Raw genomic sequence first — 17820 nt, 5'->3', positions numbered from 1 at the left:
TCCGTGCGACGGTGGCCCGTAGCCGTCGGCTACGGACCGGGGTCGGCTACGGGCTACCCATGCCACTCTCGGCCTATCCGAAAGCCTCATTAGTCACACGAATGCGCTGCCGCGACCGGTACCCTGCACCGCTCACCGCGCCGCTCACCGCCCACCACCCCGTGGCAAGGGCCGTCGGCCGGGTCACCACGGGGCGCGGTGAGCGCGCCTGACGGGGCACGTGAGCACGCCTAGTGGGAGGCGGACGCCGCGCCTAGCGGGAGGCGGACGCGGTCGCCGTACGGGCCGATTCGGTGCTGCCGGGCCGGTCGGCGGCGGCTCCGCCGACGGACCGCGCGGACGGCCGGAAGGCCCATTCCATCCGCGGCTCCATCGCGAACCGGAACATCCGCTGGACGGGCGGTGTGCACAGGGCGGTCACCACGGCCACCGCCACCGCCGTCACCGCGATCTCCCCCAGCGGCCGGTGCAGCCATGGGTGGTCGTACCAGTCCCAGAAGCGGGAGCCCTTGGCCAGGAAGCCGTGCAGCAGATAGCCGTACAGCGTCCCGGCGCCGAGCACCGTGAACCACATCCGGCGCCGGGGCACCCATGCGAGCAAGCACACGGTGAGCACCATGGAGCAGCCGAAGAGGGCGAACGTCATCACCGGCCCGGCCCACCACGGCGCGCCGAGCTCCTGCGCGCTGTCCCGGCGGTAGAGCCACGCGGGGTTCATCCGCGGCACGGCCCAGTAGGCGAAGATCACCGCGGCGGCGGCCATCGGCACGGACAGCCGTCTGACCTCGCGTCGCCGCATCATCCGGAAGTGCTCCGGCCGCAGATGCAGCCCCAGCACGAAGAAGGGCAGGAACTGCAGCACCCGCTGCAGATCGAGGTCGTCACCGATATCCGGTGAACAGGTGGCGAGCGCGGCGACGAGGAGAGCCAGCGCCACCGGCCACCGCGCGATCCGCCACAGCGGCGTGGTCAGCCGCCAGACGAAGAGCGCGATCAGGAACCAGGTCAGGTACCAGGGGTCGAGCAGGGTGATCGGATAGGACGGATCGTCGCCCGCCCACCGCTTGAAGAAGGTGTACGCGACCTCGAAGAGGAGGTACGGGACGGCGACACCCGTGATCAGGCGCTTGAGCCGGTCCGGCCGGAAATCGAAACTCCGCGAGAAGTAGCCGGAGATGAGAACGAACGCCGGCATATGGAACGTGTAGACGGTCATATAGAGCGCGGACGCCGCTCTGCTGCCGCCCCGCAGGGGCTCCCACGCATGTCCCATCGCGACCAGCACGATCGCCAGGTACTTGGCGTTGTCGAAGAACGCGTCACGTTGTTTCGGCGCGGGGGGCGAGGCTGGTACCGCCTCGGGGGGCGGGGTCGCCGGTGCCCGCCGCGCCGACAGTAAGGACGAGACGTTCATCACATGCTGCCTCCCGGGGAACCTGCGGGGAAAATCCCGCCTCTTTCCAGGTTTCGGCGGAGGGTTGCGGAGTGGAACATTCCACGCACCATAGTGGCGCCCGCCGCGCCTCGCCCGAAAAGGCTCAGCTCTCGCGTACGACGGTTTACGCCCAGCCCAGCGCATCCTTCACCTCCTCAACTTGGGAACTTGTTTACCCCTCCGGGAAGTTCAGAGAGCGATGAAGAGGGCCGATCCGCCCGGCCTTGACCGACCCCGCCTGCTAACTTCTACACAACTGTAGATGCTAACGACCCTATGGAGTGTGAGTGGCCATGGCCCTGTGGGACCGCATCAAGGAATCCGCCCAGACGATGCAGACTCAGCTCGCCGAGAAGAAGAACGACTTGAAGAGCGGCGCGTTCCGCGACGCGAGCATGGCGATGTGTGCCCTGGTGGCGGCGGCGGACGGCTCGGTCGAGCCGTCCGAGCGGCAGCGTGTCGCCCAGCTGATCGCCACCAATGACGTGCTGCAGAACTTCCCGGCCGACGATCTGCAGCGGCGCTTCAACGACTACCTCAACAAGCTCACCACCGACTTCGACTTCGGCAAGGTGAGCGTGATGCAGGAGGTCGCCAAGGCCAAGAAGAAGCCCGCCGAGGCGCGCGCCGTGATCCAGATCGGCATCGTCATCGGGGGCGCCGACGGCGACTTCGACAAGACCGAGCAGGCCATGGTCCGCGAGGCGTGCTACGCGCTGGACCTCCCGCCGGCCGAGTTCGACCTGTAAGGCGGCTCCGCATGCCATAGCGGCCCCGCATGCCATAAGCCGCACGTCGTCAGCGCCAAGCCGTAAGCCGCTGGGCATAAGCCGTAAGGCGCGTCCTACAGCGGCGTCGCGGCGTGCAGAACGAGGACCAGGGCGACCGCCGCGTTCGCCGACGACAGGGCGGACGCGGCCGTGCCCACCGCCGCGATCCACAGGGCCAGCCCGGCCGCCGTCCACGTCGGCGGCCAGTGCCGGGACGGCGGCACCGGCCCCAGCAGCGCCGCGACCCGCCGCAGCACCGGCCCCGGCGCGGCGAACCCGGCGAGGGCCGGCCCGGGCGTGCCCTGGGAGACCAGGGCGGCCTTGCCGACCGCCCGCGCCGTGACCCGGCGGTCACCGACCTCCCGGGCCGCCTCCTCGTCCGCCCAGCGCTCGGCGCAGTACTCCACCGCGGTCCGCAGCGGCCGCAGCAGCGGGTTGGCCCGCGCCGCGAGCTGTGCGGCCAGCAGATAGCGGTGGTGGTGCGCGGTCAGATGGGCGCGCTCATGCGCGATCAGGGCCCGCCGCTCGTGGGGGCTGAGGCTGTCCAGCATCCCGGTGGAGACCACGATCCGGCCCGGCTGCCCCGTCCGCCCGGACGTGCCGGGCAGCGCGTACGCGTACGCCTTGTCGTCGGGCAGCACCGCGACCGGTGACTCCGGCAGCCCGGCGAGCGCGAGCCGGGCGTCCCGCCGCACCCGTACATGGCGCAGACAGGTGGCCGTACCGGACACGGCCACCGCCACCAGCGCGCCGATCGCCGCCTTTCCGGCCACCGCGTCCCAGGGCACCGCCGCCCGTACTTCGGGGTCCGACCAGCTGTCCGGCAGCGGATTGCCCGGCAGTTGTGCCGTGCCGACGACCATGAGCAGCCCCAGGCACAGCGTGGAGCACACCGTAAGGACGGTGCCGACGAGCGTCAGCAGCCGGGTGGCGGTGCGCGGGTGGAGATGCTGTTCGGCGAGCCGGGCGATCGGCAGCGCCGTCAAGGGCAGAACCAGCGGGAGGAAGACGAAGACACCCATCGGTCAGTCCTCCGGCTCCTCCGCCACCTCGCTCAGCAGGTCGCGCAGCAGCCGCTCGTCGTCCTGGGTCAGCCCGGTCACAAAGCTGGCCAGGACCGCCTCACGGTTGTCCTGGCCGTCCAGCACCCGGCGCATCCGCAGCGCCGCGAGCCCCGCTTCGTCCGACGCCGCCCGCCAGACGAAGGAACGGCCCGCGCGTTCACGGGTCACGGCCTGCTTGGCGTACAGCCGGGACAGGATCGTCATGACCGTGGTGTAGGCGAGCTCGCCCTCGATCCGCTCCTGCACCCATGCGGCGGTCACCGGCCCCGGCGCCCGGCGCAGCGCGGCGAGCACCTGCGCCTCCAGTTCGCCCTGGCCACGCCGACGGGGGCGGCGGGGCCAGCCGGGCCCGCCGGTCCGGTCGTGGTCCGTCACACCGTCTCCTTCCACACCGCACGCGCCCGGCGCGTGGCGCTACATGGTAGCGAGCGACGGGCCGCCGCCCTCTTCCCCGGGCCCCGGTCGTGCGTTCGCCCCTTTGGCCGGGCTGTACGCGCGGGCCCGGGCCGCCTCACCGATGCTGAGCAGGGGGACGACCCCGACGAAGGAACTCACTCAGCCATGACGCAGACGCAAGGCTCACTCGCGCGGCAGATCACCGACTACGCCCATCGTGCCGACCCGTACCCGATCTACGCCGAGCTGCGCAAGACGCCCGTGGTGCACGACGAGGGGGGCCCGTACATCGTCTCCACCTACTGGGAGATCCACGGTCTGCTGCACGACCCCCGGCTCAGCTCCGAGGCGCGCAATCTGGATCCCGAGGCCGCCCCGGAGCTGGTCGAGGAGGACGACCCGGGGCTGCCGCCCAGCTTCCTGCGGCTGGACCCGCCCGAGCACGACCGGCTGCGCAGGCTCGCGATGGCGCCCTTCGGCCCGCCGCACACCCCGCGCCGGCTCCACGCCATGCGCGGCGAACTCACCCGTATCGTCGGCGAGCTGATCGACGGCTTCGAGGGCCGGGACCGGATCGATCTCGTCGACCACTTCTCCTACCCCTTCCCGGTGACCGTGATCTGCCGGCTGCTCGGGGTGCCACGGGAGGACGAGCCGCGCTTCCACGCCTGGGCCGAGACCCTCGCCGTCAGTTTGGACCCCGACCCGGACGCGGACGCCGCCGAGCGGCGGCGGATCACCCGGCAGGCCCGTACGGGACTGGCGATGTACCTGTCCGAGCTGATGGAGGAGCGCCGCCGCGCACCCCGCGACGACATGCTCTCCGACCTGGTCAACGGGCAGGGCCCGGAGGGGCGGATGAGCCGTGTGGAGCTGCTGAGCACCGCGGCGCTGCTGCTGGTGGCGGGGCATGAGACCACCGTCAACCTCATCACCAACGGAATGCTGACCCTGCTGCGCAACCCCGATGTGCTCGCCCGGCTGCGCAAGGCTCCCCATCTGGTCGTCCCGCTGGTGGAGGAGCTGCTGCGGTTCGATCCGCCGGTGCAGATGCTTCCCCAGCGCACCCCGCTCTCGGAGATCGACATCGCGGGCGTGACCATCCCCAAGGGGGCGTCCGTCTGGCTGCTGCTGGCCTCGGGCAACCGCGATCCGCAGCGCTTCCTCGACCCCGACCGGTTCGATCCGCAGCGCAGGGACAACCAGCACCTCGGCTTCGGCAGCGGCATCCACAGTTGCTTCGGCGCCCCGCTGGCCCGGCTGGAGGCGCAGATCGCGCTGACCGAGCTGGCCCGGCGGCTGGATGAGCCCCGGCTGCTGGAGGACCCGCCGACCTACCGTCGCAACGCGGTGCTGCGCGGGCCCCGGCATCTGCCGATCGCCCTGGAGGGACTGCGGCCGAAGGCATCCCCGAACGGGTCCTCGAACGGGTCCCGGTGACGGCGGGGCTCAGCAGCCCGGGACCCGCCGGGCCGACGGCGGGGTTCACCGCGAGCGGGACGCGGACGCACTCGTCCCGGCCGCGTCCGTCCCGCCCCTGTCCGTCCCGGCCACGTCCTTCTCGGCCCGGGCGGCGATGTTCCGGGCCATACCGCCGAAGACGAGGGCGTGGAAGGGCGCGACCGACCACCAGTAGAGATGTCCGGCGAGGCCGCGTGGATGGAACAGCGCCCGCTGCCGGTACACCGTCCCGCCCCGCGCGCCCCGGTCGACCGTCATCTCCAGCCAGGCCAGGCCCGGCAGCCGCATCTCGGCCCGCAGTCGCAGCAGCCGGGGCGGCAGGACCTCCTCCACCCGCCAGAAGTCGAGGCTGTCCCCCACCCTGAGCCGCGCCGCGTCGCGGCGGCCCCGGCGCAGCCCGACGCCGCCCACCAGGGTGTCGATCCAGCCGCGCAGCGCCCAGGCGAGGGGCATCGAGTACCACCCGTTCTCCCCGCCGATCCCCTCCACCACCCGCCAGACGTCCTCCGGCGAGGCGTCCACCGCGCGTGCGCGGCGGTCCTGGTAGAGGCTGCCGCCCGCCCAGCCGGGGTCGGTGGGCAGCGGATCGCTGGACGCGCCGGGGGTGGCGGCGGAGGACCAGCGGGTGGCCACCTTCGCGTCGCGGACCCGCCGCAGGGCCAGCTCCAGCGCCCGGTCCACACCGAGCGGCCCGCCCGGCGGGTCCGGCACATAGCGGACGATGTCCCGTTCGGCGCACACCACTTCATGGCGCAGCGACTCCACCAGCGGGCGGGCGATGGCGCCCGGTACGGGGGTGACCAGGCCGACCCACAGACTGGACAGCCTGGGGGTGAGCACCGGCACCGGTGCGACCAGACGCCGCCGCAGCCCGGTCACCTCCGCGAATCGCCGCATCATGTCGAGGTAGGTGAGGACGTCGGGGCCGCCGATGTCGAAGGTCCGGTGCACCTCGTCCGGCAGCGTGGCGCAGCCCACCAGCAGCCGCAGCACATCGCGGACGGCGATCGGCTGAGTGCGGGTGTGCACCCAGCGGGGCGTCACCATCACCGGCAGCCGCTCGGTGAGATAGCGGAGCATCTCGAACGAGGCCGAGCCCGAGCCGACGATCACCCCGGCCCGCAGAACGGCCGTCGGCACCCCGGAGTCCAGCAGCACCCGGCCCACCTCGGCCCGGGAGCGCAGATGGGGCGAGAGCGCGCGCTCGGGGACCCCGCCCGGGGTCAGCCCGCCGAGATAGACGATCCGGCGGACCCCCGCGGCCCGGGCCCGGTCGCCGAAGATCCGGGCGGCGCGGCGGTCGGTCTCCTCGAAGCCGGGTCCGGTGCCCAGCGCGTGGACCAGGTAGTACGCGACGTCCACGCCCTCCATGGCGGCGCCGATGGACTCCTCGTCGGTCACATCGCCGCGTACGGTCTCCGCCCGCCCCGCCCAGGGGTGATCGCGCAGCTTCTCGGGCGAGCGGGCCACACACCGCACCTGATGCCCCGCGGCCAGCAGCTCGGGGACCAGCCTGCCGCCGATATAGCCGGTGGCCCCGGTGACCAGACAGCGGCGCGGCTCCGGCGCGCGGTCAGGCGCACCATCCACCGCTTGATCCGGCTCCGGCGGACGCTCGGGAACAGCCATGAGGCCATGGTGCGCGGGCAGGACAAAACCTGCGAGGTGGGCTCCCTTCGGCGGCATTGTCCGTATCAGGTAGTGGAGGTCGCTCTCCGGTCTCCCCGACCTTCGAGCCTCTCAGCACGGCCATCTAGGAAACGCTCCGGGGGACTTACGTCCTCTGTCCTGAGCGCCTCTCCGGTCGAGCTCCCTCGCTCGCCCCGCAGGCTGTTATTTACGTTACTCCGACCCCCTTTGAGCGCCTAGCCCCTTTAGAGTATTTTTTCCGTTTTTCCGAGCCCGGCGAAGATCGGCCCCGACCCGGCACTCGGGCGCCTTGGCTGCGCCGGGAGGGGCTTGCCCGGTAGGCTTTCCGTGTGATCTTCAAGCGCATCGGAAACGGTCGGCCCTATCCCGACCACGGACGGGAAAGCACCCGCCAGTGGGCGGATGTCGCCCCACGCCCGGTACGTCTTGACCAGTTGGTCACGACGAAGCAGCAGCTCGACCTGGAGACGCTGCTCGCGGAGGACTCGACGTTCTACGGGGACCTCTTCGCCCATGTCGTGAAATGGCAGGGCGACCTCTATCTGGAGGACGGGCTGCACCGGGCGGTGCGCGCCGCGCTCCAGCAGCGCCAAGTGCTGCACGCGCGCGTCCTGGAGCTCGAGAGCTGACCGCGCCCGCGCCCCCGGTGACCGATCGTCGCTGATCGACTTCCGATCTCTGTTGACCCTTTCGGGTTGGTCTGAGCACCAACCATTGATCATTTAGTAGGCATCGCCACCTGGTCGCACTACGCTGCGCTCATGAGCATGCTGACCCCTCCCGGCATGGGCGGAAAGTACCGCATTACGGGCGATCGCTACCCGCGGATGAGCCGACCCCGGAGCCGCCGGCGGCTGATGTTCGCCGCATTCGGCTCGGTCCTGACGCTCGGCCTGGTCGGCTGGGGAACACTTCAGCTCATCGACGTCTTCTCCGGCGGCCGCGACGACCAGACGGTCCGCGCGGCGCACGGCACCGGGGACTGCGAGCGCGGCGACAAGCGCCCCGACGAGAAGGCGAAGTCCGGCCAGTCCGACAGCGGCCAGAGCGGTCAGAGCGGCCGACAGGGCCGTACGGGCGGGAAACTGCCCAAGCCCTCCCAGATCACGGTCAACGTCTACAACGCGACCACGCACTCCGGCCTCGCCAAGGACACCGCGAAGGAGCTGGAGAAGCGCGGCTTCAAGATCGGGAAAGTGGGCAACGCCCCGGCCGAGTACGACAAGAAGGTCAAGACCGCCGGGATGCTGCTCGGCGCCCCTGGCGCCGGCGACGGGGCCTTCAATGTGCTCGGCACTCAGCTCAGCGGCGCCCAGACCAAGAACGACGCGCGCAACGGCAAGGACATCGATCTGATCATCGGCAACAGTTTCAAGGACCTGGTCAAGCAGAAGGACGCCGACAAGGCGCTGGCCGCCCTGGCCAAGCCCTCGCCCGCGCCCTCCGGAAAGCCCTGCCACTGACCCGGCGCCCGACCACTCGCGTGCGAGCACCCTGGGCCGCTGACCGCCGAGGAGTGCCCTTAAGCGGTGCTCAGCCCACAGCGCCTTCGAGCGGAGCTCAGCCCGCGCTCCCGTACATCCGGTCACCCGCGTCGCCGAGCCCGGGCACGATGTACCCCTGCTCGTTGAGCCGCTCGTCGATGGACGAGGTGACCACCGTCACCGGCGCGCCCGCCAGCTCGCGCTCCATGAGCTCGACACCCTGCGGCGCCGCCAGCAGACACAGCGCGGTCACATCGTCGGCGCCCCGCGCTATCAGCTCCCTGATCGCCGCGACCAGCGTTCCGCCGGTGGCCAGCATCGGGTCCAGGACGTAGACCTGACGGCCGGAGAGGTCCTCGGGCATCCGGGTGGCGTAGGTGGACGCCTGGAGCGTCTCCTCGTCACGGATCATGCCCAGGAAGCCGACCTCCGCGGTGGGCAGCAGCCGCACCATGCCGTCGAGCATCCCGAGACCGGCCCGCAGGATCGGCACGACCATGGGGCGCGGATGGGACAGCCGTACTCCGGTCGTGGCCGTCACCGGGGTCTCGATGTCGACCTGCTCGGTGCGCACATCGCGCGTGGCCTCGTACGCGAGCAGGGTCACCAGCTCGTCGGCGAGCCGCCGGAAGGTGGGGGAGTCGGTGCGCTTGTCGCGCAGCGTGGTGAGTTTGTGCGCCACCAGCGGGTGGTCGACGACGTGGATCCGCATGGCAACGACACTAACCGAGCCTCCGGAGCCCGGCTGCCGCCGGTGACCCCGTCCGCCCCCTCCGTGCGTCTCCCTCGCGCTCAACCGTCTGCCGCCGCACTGGAATCAAACCGCCGTTTCGGGGGAAAGTGGGCAGCAGCGCCCGGGGTGCCCCCGGGCGACACCTCGGCCCCGAGGAGTGATTGACCATGGCCGACGCGACCGCGAAGGAAACCTCCGCGGAACGCCGCCGCCGTCGCGACCGCTTCCTGCGCGCGCTGAACGAAGCCAGAGCGGTGCGGAACCGGGTGCGTCCCCGCCAGGCCCGCGCTGCCCGGATGCGCCGGGCGATACACATGCGGACCTTTTCCTGGTGATCTCTGGTGGGCTTCCACCGAACCGCCGGAGGGGGTTTCCGCGCGTTTCGATTCCGTCCGCGTGAGCCACATCTCTTTGGACTGGTGCACGACGCAGCGTGGAAGACCTCTCGCGACGCGACGGTTTCTGCCACGATTCCGATTGGGGCGGGACACTGTCCCGCCCGCCCCGGCACGCCTATGACCAGTGGGAGAGTCACGGTGTACTTCGCCGCATTGCTCGCGCGCACCGCAGAAGGGTGGGAAGCGAGCGACACAGAGCTCGATGACGTGGAAACCCTGACGGATCTGATCGAACTGGCCCGTCTGGCCTCCAAGGACGACGACACGGTATTGGCCTTCATCGAGCACGAAGACGCGTGGTTCGGCGTCGTCCGTGTGGACGGCGAGGACGACCCGCACATCTACGTATCGGACGCGGCAGCGGCCGCCCGCACCTCGTACGGCTCGATGCTCACCGACGAGCTGCTCGGCCGGGACCCCGACGACGATCTGGACAGCCTGGTCGACCTGGACGGCACCGAGGACGGCGAGCCGGACCGGGACGACGAGGACGCGGACGACGCCCCGGTCCCGCTCGGCCCGCTCGGCGACGCCGACATCCTGGCCGACTACGGCATGGACGAGAAGGAGCTGAAGTCCCTCGACGGGGACGCCCTCGAATCGATCGCCGAGATGCTGGGCTGCAGCATGGAGGGGCTGGAGGCGGTGCGCTGACCGCCGCAGCCATGCCACCCACCCCGTCACCGCACTGATCCAAGTGATCCACACGAATCGCGAACCGAACCGATCCGCACGAACCGATCCACACTGACGTCATGACCGATCCGCTGACCGGCCTCCTGCCCGGCCCCGAACCCGACCCCCTGCGCGATCCCTGGCGCGCCCCGATGCGCCTGGCGCTGGAGGAGGCGGTACGGGCACCCGAGACGGGGGATGTGCCGGTCGGCGCCGTCGTGCTGGGCCCGGACGGCTCGGTACTCGGCCGCGGCCGCAACGAGCGCGAGGCCCACGGCGACCCCACGGCCCACGCCGAGGTCCTCGCCCTCCGAGCCGCCGCCCACCACCTCGGCGGCTGGCGGCTGACCGGCTGCACCCTGGTGGTCACCCTGGAGCCGTGCACGATGTGCGCCGGCGCGATCGTCCTGTCCCGCCTGGACCGGCTGGTCTACGGCGCCGTGGACGAGAAGGCCGGCGCGGTCGGCTCCCTCTGGGACGTCGTCCGCGACCGCCGCCTCAACCACCGCCCCGAGGTCATCGCGGGCGTCCTGGCGGAGGCGTGCGCGGCCCCCCTGACCACCTTCTTCCGCAAGTCCTGACCCCTGCGCCCGGTCCCGTCCCGGCTCCATCCCGGAACCGATTTCGGTTACCGGCCACCCGTCCGCTAGGCTCTCCCTCGGTAGCGTGTCCGAGCGGCCGAAGGAGCGCGCCTCGAAAGCGCGTGAGGGGGCAACTCCTCCGTGGGTTCAAATCCCACCGCTACCGCCGCGAAAAACGTAGGGCCCGGTTCGTACGAACCGGGCCCTACGTGTGTGCGGGGGTCGTCCCCTCCCGTCAGGGGCCGGACGGGGGCGGCTGCTGCGGGGGTTGCTGCTGGTTGGGGTCGGGCTGCTGCTGTGGCTGGTCCTGCGGAGGCTGGTTCGGAGGCGGTTGGTTCGGCGGGGGCTGGTTGGGCGGGGGCTGGTTGGGCGGCGGCGGTGGCGGGGGCTGGTTCGGGGGCGGCTGATTGGGCGGGGGTTGGTTCGGCGGGGGCTGCGGCTGCTGCTGCTGGCCCGGATCCGTGGGCTGGTCCTGGGGCTGCTGCTGACCCGGGTCGGAGGGCTGGTCCTGGGGCTGCTGCTGACCCGGATCCGACGGCTGATCCTGCGGCTGGGGCTGCTGGCCCGGATCCGTGGGCTGGTCCTGCGGCTGGGGCTGCTGGCCCGGATCCGTGGGCTGGTCCTGCGGCTGCTGACCCGGATCCGACGGCTGGTCGGAGGGCTGCGACTGCTGCGAGGGGGTCGCGGACGGGCGATCGGTCTCCAGCGGGGTGAACCGGTCGGACGGCTTCAGGCTGACCTTCGGCGCTTCCCGCAGGCGCGGGGCGTGCTGCTCGCCCGGCATCGCCAGGGTGGACGGGTAGTCGGCCCGTGCCAGCACGGTGTCGCGCGGGTCCCCGCTGCCGTCACCGTCGCCGAGCGGGCGCTTCAGGAGCTCGGTTTTGCCGGTCCCCACCAGGACGAGGTGCTTGACGTCCTTCGTGGACGGCCGGATGACGGTCACCGTGGTCCGGGAGAAACCGTTCCACTGGGGCCCGGTGAAGGTCGGCTTGGCGTTGCGCGGCGGGGCCGAGACCCTTACGGGATTTCCGGAGTCGCACTTCACGACGGGCGCGCCGTGCTCATCGACGAAAACCGCCGTTCCGGCCTGGAGGACGGCGGACACCGGCTTCACCCCGCCGCGGTAGCCGTAGGTCTTCGCATAGGTGTCGGAGCGCAGGGTGACGCTCGTGAGCCGCTGGACGAAGCCGGGGATGTCGTCCTGGCCGATGTTCTGGACCCGGCTCCAGGCGGCCCCCTTCTTCTTGTCCGCGTCGAGGTCATGGGTCAGTCCCTGCCGGTCGCAGGGCTGCCGGTTCCGGACGCCGGCGTAGAGACCGGGGGTGTCGCCGCGGAAGGCCCGGCCTCCGTTGGACGGCGAGACCACGCGTTTGCGGTCATGGCCGACGGAGGAGGTGAACGCGGGGACCGAGGTCCTTCCTACGGGTTCGCGCCGGTATTCGACCGTCGAGGCGAATCGGGGGGCTTCCCCGGAAGCCTCTCCGGAAGCTTTCCCGGAGGCCTTTTCGGAGGAGGAGACCATCCCAAGGACCACCACGACGGCCACCACGACGACGAAACCGACGAAGAGTGCTGAGCGACGTGAGGTGAGGTGCCATGAGATCGAGCGCATTTCCCTCTCCTTCCCTTACCTCGCCCCCCCATCCTGCGCTCGCTCCGCACGCTCCCGCTTCCCCCGAATCCTTGACATCTCACCCCACTTTTGGGGGACTTGGCCCGTGTTTGCCCGCCGCTGCTCGCAGAACCGCCCCCGGTCCGGTGGCCCGGACCGGAGGCGGTCGCTACCCCTCGCGGTCTGTGTACGGCGCCCCCTCCGACCATGTCGGATGTTCGCCGCGTATCTAGACTAAACGGACCTGCTCCAGTTGGCAGGGGAACGGACCGGAGAACGGACGGCAGCCGAGGAGGACCCGGATGAGCGGCGCTGTCGTGGCGGGGGTCGACGGATCGCAGCGCAGCCTTACGGCGGCCGAGTGGGCCGCGCGGGAGGCGGCGCGGCGCGGGCGCGGGCTGCGGCTCGTGCACGCCAGTCCGCCACTGCCGCGCAGAGTCTCGCCGGTGCCCGGGGCGGACGCCTGGCAGTACGTGGGCGAGCAGATGCTCGGGCAGACGGTCGCCGACTTCCGGGCACGCGATCCGGACCTCGAGGTCGAAGGAGAGCACACCGCCGCCGAACCGGCCGAAGCGCTGCTCACGGCCGCCGCGGGCGCCGGGCTGCTGGTGGTCGGGGCCCGGGGCTGGGGAGGCTTCGACGGGCTGGCGGTGGGCTCCGTGGCGCTGCGGGTGGCGGCGATGGCTCAGTGCCCGGTCGTCACGGTCCCGGAGGCGCGGCGTACGGGCGGCGGATGGGACGGTGCGCATACGGACGAGGTGCAGCTCGGCTTCGACACGCATGCCCCGGCGGAGGCACCGGCCGACTTCGCGTTCCGCGCCGCCCAGGAGCGGGGCGTGCCGCTGCGGGTCGTGCATGCGTGGGCGCTGCCCCCGGCCTCCCCGTCGGCCTGGATGCTCACGGTACTGGAGGAGGACCGCGCGATATGGGAGGACCAGGAGAGCCAGGTGGTCTCCGACGCCCTGCGGCCGTGGCGGGAGAGATATCCGGAGGTCACGGTGGTGCCGGACGTCATTCTGCTCAATCCGGCGGAGGCGCTGGTGAGGGCCTCGGAGCGGGCCGGGCTGCTGGTGATCGGGCGCCGTGCGGCCACCCGGCCGACCGAGCTGCGGCTGGGGCCGGTCGCCCACCCCGTACTGCACCACGCCCACTGCCCGGTGGCGGTCGTGCCGCATCCCGCGCTCTGAGCGCTCAGCCGAAGAACACCCCGAATTCGGAGTAGAGCGCGGGATCGACGGTCTTGGTGCCCGCCGTGGCCTCCGCGAGCGGTATGCGCACGATGTCCGTGCCGCGCAGCGCCACCATCGTGCCGAAGTCCTGGTCCTTGACGGTGTCGATCGCGCGCAGCCCGAAGCGGGTGGCCAGCCAGCGGTCGAAGGCGCTGGGCGTGCCACCGCGCTGGATATGGCCCAGGACCGTGGTGCGGGCCTCCTTGCCGGTGCGATCGGCGATCTCATGGGCCAGCCACTCGCCGATACCGGACAGCCGGACATGGCCGAACTCGTCCAGGCTGGAGTCCTTGACCACCATCTGCCCCTTCTTCGGCACGGCCCCCTCCGCGACCACCACGATCGGGGCGTACCTGATCTTGAAGCGGTTCTCCACCCAGGCGCAGACCTGGCCGATGTCGAAGGGCTGCTCGGGGATGAGGATGACGTTGGCACCGCCCGCGATCCCCGAGTGCAGCGCGATCCAGCCGGCGTGCCGCCCCATCACCTCGACCACCAGGGCGCGGGTGTGGGATTCGGCGGTGGTGTGCAGCCGGTCGATCGCCTCGGTGGCGATATTGACGGCGGTGTCGAAGCCGAAGGTGTAGTCGGTGCCGGCCACGTCGTTGTCGATCGTTTTGGGCACCCCGACCACCTGGATGCCCTCGCCGCCCAGCGCCGCGGCGACTCCGAGCGTGTCCTCGCCGCCGATCGCGATGAGCGCGTCCACCTCGTACTCGGCGAGGGTCTCCCGCACTCGGCCGACGCCGTCCTCGCTGGCCAGGGGGTTGGTCCGGGAGGAGCCGAGGATGGTGCCGCCGCGCGGCAGGATGCCGCGCACGGCCGGCACGTCCAGCGGCACGATGGCTCCTTCGAGCACGCCGCGCCAGCCGTCCCGCACGCCGACGAACTCGAAGCCGTGCACCTCCACGCCCTTTCGGACGATGCCGCGGATCGCGGCGTTGAGCCCGGGGCAGTCACCGCCGCCGGTCAGCACACCGACACGCATCTCCGCTCCCTCCGCCGACACCCCGAGCCGCTGCCGCCGCTCCTTCTGCCGCCGCTCCTTCTGGTGCCACTCATGCCACCCCCCTCTTTCTCCAGAATCCACCCATTTGTAGCGCGGCGCCCACACCGGCGAAGGACCGTTTCCACAACACCAGTCTGTTCATCCGACTGATACGACTGATGCGCCAGAGGTGTGGATAGACTCTCGCGACTGCACAAGGGCACAGCGGGAGAGGCAGCACAGATGGCCCAGGCGAAGAAAATCGTGCTCTATATGCTGATCGTCTTCGTGCTGTACACGATCATCAAGACGCCGGCCAGGGCCGCCGACCTCGTGCAGGTCGGCTTCGAGGGCATATCGGACGCCGCCACGAGCGTCGGCGAGTTCATGACGGAACTGACCAAATAGCCTCGATCCACCCCGCTCCCACCTCTCGAACTGCCACCCCATTTAGCCCATTATTAGGCGATTCCTCCACCAACACGTGGTAAAGCGGTGCTTGCACACAGTGCACATGTCTTGTGATGCTATGACCGCTTTTGCCGGGCGAGTAATCGTGAAGGGGTGGCGTGACCGTGTCGGCCCGTACCGCGCCCAGAACCCCGCCCCAGGGCGATGGCGGCAGCGAAAGCGGCAGAAGCCGCGGGGCTGACGCCAGAGCGCTCACCCAGGTGCTCTTCGCCGAGCTCTCGGGCCTCACCCCCGGAACCCCCGAGCACACCCGTGTGCGCGCCGCGCTGATCGAGGCCAATCTGCCGCTGGTCCGCTACGCCGCGGCCCGCTTCCGCAGCCGCAACGAACCCATGGAGGACGTGATCCAGGTCGGCACCATCGGCCTGATCAACGCGATCGACCGGTTCGACCCGGACCGCGGGGTGCAGTTCCCGACGTTCGCCATGCCGACCGTCGTCGGCGAGATCAAGCGCTACTTCCGCGACAACGTCCGCACCGTCCATGTGCCGCGCCGGCTGCATGAGCTGTGGGTGCAGGTCAACGGCGCGACCGAGGACCTGACCGTGCTGCACGGCCGCTCCCCGACGACGGCCGAGATCGCCGAGCGGCTCAAGCTCAGCGAGGAGGAGGTGCTCGCCTGCATCGAGGCGGGCCGCTCCTATCACGCCACTTCCCTGGAGGCCGCCCAGGAGGGCGACGGACTTCCCGGGCTGGTCGACCGGCTCGGCTACGAGGATCCGGCGCTCGCCGGAGTCGAGCACCGCGATCTGGTGCGCCATCTCCTCGTACAACTGCCCGAGCGCGAGCAGCGTATCCTTTTGCTGCGTTACTACAGCAATCTGACGCAATCTCAGATCAGCGCCGAGCTCGGCGTCTCCCAGATGCATGTGTCCCGGCTGCTGTCCCGCAGCTTCGCCAGGCTGAGGTCCGCAAATCGGATCGAGTCCTGATCCTTGCGAGGGACCTGCGCCCCGGCACCTCAAGGCTGTAATGTCGACTTGGCGCTACAGCGTGTTGCCGACATGTGACATTCTGCAGGAACCGCGTTTGACGGGGCCCGACCTCCGGTATTCAGGGGGAGGCTGCGTCGGACGCGAACCGCGCAGCTGGGATCCGTCCGCGACCTCTAGGGGGTGGCATGTCCGTAGAACTGGGCAGCTCGAAGGTGCTCAACAACGACGCACCGCTGATGCCTGACGACTGCGACGCCATCGACACCCGCACCCTCTCCCGCTCCCTCTTCCTGCGGCTCGCCACACTCGACAAGGACAGTGCGGAGGCCGGCTACGTCCGTGACACCCTCATCGAGCTGAACCTCCCGCTCGTCCGCTACGCGGCGGCCCGGTTCCGCAGCCGTAACGAGCCGATGGAGGACATCGTCCAGGTCGGCACCATCGGCCTGATCAAGGCGATCGACCGCTTCGACTGCGAACGGGGCGTGGAGTTCCCGACGTTCGCCATGCCGACCGTCGTGGGCGAGATCAAGCGGTTCTTCCGTGACACCAGCTGGTCGGTGCGGGTCCCGCGGCGGCTGCAGGAGCTGCGGCTGGCACTCACCAAGGCCAGTGACGAGCTGTCACAGAAGCTCGACCGCTCCCCGACCGTCCCCGAGCTCGCCACGGCGCTGGGCGTCTCGGAGGAGGACGTGGTCGACGGGCTCGCGGTGGGCAATGCCTACACGGCCAGCTCGCTGGACTCCCCGTCCCCCGAGGACGACGGCGGCGAGGGGTCGCTCGCCGACCGGCTGGGGTACGAGGACAGCGCGCTGGAGGGCGTGGAGTACCGCGAGTCGCTCAAGCCCCTGCTGGCCAAACTGCCGCCGCGCGAGCGCCAGATCATCATGCTGCGCTTCTTCGCCAATATGACGCAGTCGCAAATCGGCGAAGAGGTCGGGATCTCCCAGATGCATGTCTCCCGGCTCCTCACCCGGACCCTGGCCCAGCTGCGCGAGGGCCTGATCTCGGACTGAGCCGGACCGACCGGTCGCCCTGTCGGATCCCTGTACACCTGACGGGCCGTCAGACACACTGGCCCGATGCGATACGCATCGAGCCGGACAACCGGCCGCCGAGGCACGGCGCTTGCCTCCTCGGCGGCCGCGCTGTGCCTGGGGGCCCTGCTCAGCGGCTGCGGCGGAGGCGGCGACGGCTATGTCGCCGCCGGGGCGGCCGGGCCCGACGGCCAGCGGAGCGCGAAGGCCGTACCGCCCAAGGGTGGCGTCGACCTGGTGCCCCTGGACGAGGACGGCACAGGGAACGATCGCGACGGTAAGGGCGGCACGGGCGGGAAGCGCGATCGGGGCGCGTCCGGCCCCACCGGGGACGGCAGAACGGACGGACCGGCCTCGCGGGCACCCTCGGCATCGCCGCAGGCCCCCGTCCGTACGGACGGCCCGGGCGGCGGGAAGAGCGGCTCCGGGACCCCGGGGCGTACGGACGACGGACCCAAGGGCGACGACGGACCCAAGGGCGACGGACCTGATGGCGACGGGCCGGGCGAGCCCTCGCCCTCCGGGCCCGGTTCAGACCCCTCGGACCCCTCCGGCTCCCCCACGCCCACCGGACCGGCCGTCCTCGAAGTCGGTAAGCCGGAGCGCACGGCGACCGATGAGCGCTGGTGCGAGAAGGTGAAGGTCGAGTTCCACAACACCGGGGGATCCGCTGTCGCCTCGGGCACCGTCACCTTCTCGACACATGTGATCGACCTCCTCGGCATCGACTGGGCGACGCTCGAGTCCGAGGAAGAGCTGCCCGCGCCGATCGGCGCGGGTCAGAAGAAGGAGAAGACCTGGACGGTGTGCGTGGACGACTGGCGGGTGCCGCTGGGCATGCATATCGAGACCAGGGACGTCTCGGTCGCCTGGAAGCCGTAAGGCCGGCCCGGCAGCCGTA

The 17820-nt window shown here is 70.8% G+C and carries 19 protein-coding genes and 1 tRNA gene; 13 read left to right on the top strand and 7 right to left on the bottom strand.

Translation table 11 applies throughout. The features are described from left to right. Positions 1-253: 253 nt before the first annotated feature. Entirely contained in the window at positions 254-1414 is a 1161-nt protein-coding gene (locus J5X86_RS02480) for an acyltransferase family protein (RefSeq protein WP_208515153.1), read from the bottom strand. A gap of 314 nt (positions 1415-1728) precedes the next feature. Between J5X86_RS02480 and J5X86_RS02475 the strand changes: the two genes are divergently transcribed. After that, complete coding sequence (locus J5X86_RS02475; RefSeq protein ID WP_208515152.1) at positions 1729-2184, top strand: tellurite resistance TerB family protein; 456 nt, start codon at positions 1729-1731, stop codon at positions 2182-2184. Positions 2185-2279: 95 nt separating this feature from the next. On the opposite strand, the gene J5X86_RS02470 is transcribed toward J5X86_RS02475, so the two are convergent. After that, positions 2280-3227, bottom strand: a complete 948-nt coding sequence (locus J5X86_RS02470) for a M56 family metallopeptidase (RefSeq protein ID WP_208515151.1) — start codon at positions 3225-3227, stop codon at positions 2280-2282. Between the two features lie 3 nt (positions 3228-3230). Continuing rightward, positions 3231-3644 (bottom strand): BlaI/MecI/CopY family transcriptional regulator, encoded by a 414-nt coding sequence (locus J5X86_RS02465; protein ID WP_208515150.1) that lies wholly within the window; start codon positions 3642-3644, stop codon positions 3231-3233. A gap of 186 nt (positions 3645-3830) precedes the next feature. On the opposite strand from J5X86_RS02465, the gene J5X86_RS02460 reads away from it, so the two are divergent. Continuing rightward, on the top strand, positions 3831-5105 hold the full coding sequence (locus tag J5X86_RS02460) for a cytochrome P450 (protein ID WP_208515149.1): 1275 nt from the start codon (positions 3831-3833) through the stop codon (positions 5103-5105). Positions 5106-5150: 45 nt separating this feature from the next. Here J5X86_RS02460 and J5X86_RS02455 read toward each other — a convergent pair whose 3' ends face one another. Next, the gene (locus tag J5X86_RS02455; RefSeq protein WP_243979210.1) at positions 5151-6755 is read right to left on the bottom strand and encodes an SDR family oxidoreductase; all 1605 of its coding nucleotides are present in this window, start codon (positions 6753-6755) and stop codon (positions 5151-5153) included. A 350-nt stretch (positions 6756-7105) separates the two neighbouring features. Between J5X86_RS02455 and J5X86_RS02450 the strand changes: the two genes are divergently transcribed. Together J5X86_RS02450 and J5X86_RS02445 are read left to right on the top strand one after the other, a co-directional pair. Continuing rightward, a complete protein-coding gene (locus tag J5X86_RS02450; RefSeq protein WP_208515148.1) occupies positions 7106-7405 on the top strand; it encodes a type II toxin-antitoxin system VapB family antitoxin in 300 nt (99 codons plus the stop codon). A gap of 132 nt (positions 7406-7537) precedes the next feature. Further along, positions 7538-8239, top strand: a complete 702-nt coding sequence (locus J5X86_RS02445; protein WP_208515147.1) for a LytR C-terminal domain-containing protein — start codon at positions 7538-7540, stop codon at positions 8237-8239. Between the two features lie 97 nt (positions 8240-8336). On the opposite strand, the gene upp is transcribed toward J5X86_RS02445, so the two are convergent. Beyond that, complete coding sequence (upp, locus tag J5X86_RS02440) at positions 8337-8972, bottom strand: uracil phosphoribosyltransferase (protein WP_208515146.1); 636 nt, start codon at positions 8970-8972, stop codon at positions 8337-8339. A gap of 188 nt (positions 8973-9160) precedes the next feature. Here upp and J5X86_RS02435 point away from each other — a divergent pair, with 188 nt between their 5' ends. The 4 genes from J5X86_RS02435 (at position 9161) to J5X86_RS02420 (ending at position 10813) form a co-directional block, all read left to right on the top strand. Beyond that, entirely contained in the window at positions 9161-9328 is a 168-nt protein-coding gene (locus J5X86_RS02435) for a hypothetical protein (protein ID WP_014061828.1), read from the top strand. A 180-nt stretch (positions 9329-9508) separates the two neighbouring features. Then, positions 9509-10045, top strand: a complete 537-nt coding sequence (locus J5X86_RS02430) for a hypothetical protein (protein ID WP_185930066.1) — start codon at positions 9509-9511, stop codon at positions 10043-10045. A gap of 101 nt (positions 10046-10146) precedes the next feature. Then, entirely contained in the window at positions 10147-10647 is a 501-nt protein-coding gene (gene tadA / locus J5X86_RS02425) for a tRNA adenosine(34) deaminase TadA (protein ID WP_059148221.1), read from the top strand. A gap of 79 nt (positions 10648-10726) precedes the next feature. Continuing rightward, a tRNA-Ser gene (locus J5X86_RS02420) sits at positions 10727-10813 on the top strand. Positions 10814-10882: 69 nt separating this feature from the next. Here the strand turns inward: J5X86_RS02420 and J5X86_RS02415 are convergent. After that, positions 10883-12259, bottom strand: coding sequence for a DUF6777 domain-containing protein (locus J5X86_RS02415; RefSeq protein WP_208515145.1), 1377 nt, complete (start codon positions 12257-12259; stop codon positions 10883-10885). A 302-nt stretch (positions 12260-12561) separates the two neighbouring features. Here J5X86_RS02415 and J5X86_RS02410 point away from each other — a divergent pair, with 302 nt between their 5' ends. Beyond that, positions 12562-13446, top strand: a complete 885-nt coding sequence (locus tag J5X86_RS02410; RefSeq protein ID WP_208515144.1) for a universal stress protein — start codon at positions 12562-12564, stop codon at positions 13444-13446. A 4-nt stretch (positions 13447-13450) separates the two neighbouring features. Here J5X86_RS02410 and J5X86_RS02405 read toward each other — a convergent pair whose 3' ends face one another. Next, positions 13451-14476, bottom strand: a complete 1026-nt coding sequence (locus J5X86_RS02405) for a 6-phosphofructokinase (RefSeq protein WP_014061835.1) — start codon at positions 14474-14476, stop codon at positions 13451-13453. 243 nt (positions 14477-14719) lie between these two features. On the opposite strand from J5X86_RS02405, the gene J5X86_RS02400 reads away from it, so the two are divergent. The 4 genes from J5X86_RS02400 to J5X86_RS02385 all read left to right on the top strand — a co-directional run bounded on the left by J5X86_RS02400 (position 14720) and on the right by J5X86_RS02385 (position 17801). Beyond that, entirely contained in the window at positions 14720-14884 is a 165-nt protein-coding gene (locus tag J5X86_RS02400; RefSeq protein ID WP_165449176.1) for a hypothetical protein, read from the top strand. A 161-nt stretch (positions 14885-15045) separates the two neighbouring features. Next, on the top strand, positions 15046-15879 hold the full coding sequence (locus J5X86_RS02395; protein WP_059147253.1) for an RNA polymerase sigma factor SigF: 834 nt from the start codon (positions 15046-15048) through the stop codon (positions 15877-15879). Positions 15880-16067: 188 nt separating this feature from the next. Then, the gene (locus tag J5X86_RS02390) at positions 16068-16898 is read left to right on the top strand and encodes an RNA polymerase sigma factor SigF (protein WP_078642318.1); all 831 of its coding nucleotides are present in this window, start codon (positions 16068-16070) and stop codon (positions 16896-16898) included. Positions 16899-16964: 66 nt separating this feature from the next. After that, the gene (locus J5X86_RS02385) at positions 16965-17801 is read left to right on the top strand and encodes a hypothetical protein (protein ID WP_208515143.1); all 837 of its coding nucleotides are present in this window, start codon (positions 16965-16967) and stop codon (positions 17799-17801) included. Positions 17802-17820 lie beyond the last annotated feature (19 nt).

The sequence above is a fragment of the Streptomyces sp. NEAU-YJ-81 genome, from assembly GCF_017592595.1.
Taxonomy (GTDB): domain Bacteria; phylum Actinomycetota; class Actinomycetes; order Streptomycetales; family Streptomycetaceae; genus Streptomyces; species Streptomyces hygroscopicus_B.
This window is presented reverse-complemented; position numbering and strand designations above follow the sequence as displayed.

Excerpts from the sequence above, each read along its gene's own strand:
- J5X86_RS02480 (WP_208515153.1), bottom strand. The coding sequence starts at position 1,414 with ATGAACGTCTCGTCCTTACTGTCGGCGCGGCGGGCACCGGCGACCCCG.
- J5X86_RS02475 (WP_208515152.1), top strand. The coding sequence starts at position 1,729 with ATGGCCCTGTGGGACCGCATCAAGGAATCCGCCCAGACGATGCAGACT.
- J5X86_RS02470 (WP_208515151.1), bottom strand. The coding sequence starts at position 3,227 with ATGGGTGTCTTCGTCTTCCTCCCGCTGGTTCTGCCCTTGACGGCGCTG.
- J5X86_RS02460 (WP_208515149.1), top strand. The coding sequence starts at position 3,831 with ATGACGCAGACGCAAGGCTCACTCGCGCGGCAGATCACCGACTACGCC.
- J5X86_RS02455 (WP_243979210.1), bottom strand. The coding sequence starts at position 6,755 with ATGGCTGTTCCCGAGCGTCCGCCGGAGCCGGATCAAGCGGTGGATGGT.
- J5X86_RS02445 (WP_208515147.1), top strand. The coding sequence starts at position 7,538 with ATGAGCATGCTGACCCCTCCCGGCATGGGCGGAAAGTACCGCATTACG.
- upp (WP_208515146.1), bottom strand. The coding sequence starts at position 8,972 with ATGCGGATCCACGTCGTCGACCACCCGCTGGTGGCGCACAAACTCACC.
- J5X86_RS02435 (WP_014061828.1), top strand. The coding sequence starts at position 9,161 with ATGGCCGACGCGACCGCGAAGGAAACCTCCGCGGAACGCCGCCGCCGT.
- J5X86_RS02430 (WP_185930066.1), top strand. The coding sequence starts at position 9,509 with ATGACCAGTGGGAGAGTCACGGTGTACTTCGCCGCATTGCTCGCGCGC.
- tadA (WP_059148221.1), top strand. The coding sequence starts at position 10,147 with ATGACCGATCCGCTGACCGGCCTCCTGCCCGGCCCCGAACCCGACCCC.
- J5X86_RS02415 (WP_208515145.1), bottom strand. The coding sequence starts at position 12,259 with ATGCGCTCGATCTCATGGCACCTCACCTCACGTCGCTCAGCACTCTTC.
- J5X86_RS02410 (WP_208515144.1), top strand. The coding sequence starts at position 12,562 with ATGAGCGGCGCTGTCGTGGCGGGGGTCGACGGATCGCAGCGCAGCCTT.
- J5X86_RS02405 (WP_014061835.1), bottom strand. The coding sequence starts at position 14,476 with ATGCGTGTCGGTGTGCTGACCGGCGGCGGTGACTGCCCCGGGCTCAAC.
- J5X86_RS02400 (WP_165449176.1), top strand. The coding sequence starts at position 14,720 with ATGGCCCAGGCGAAGAAAATCGTGCTCTATATGCTGATCGTCTTCGTG.
- J5X86_RS02390 (WP_078642318.1), top strand. The coding sequence starts at position 16,068 with ATGTCCGTAGAACTGGGCAGCTCGAAGGTGCTCAACAACGACGCACCG.
- J5X86_RS02385 (WP_208515143.1), top strand. The coding sequence starts at position 16,965 with ATGCGATACGCATCGAGCCGGACAACCGGCCGCCGAGGCACGGCGCTT.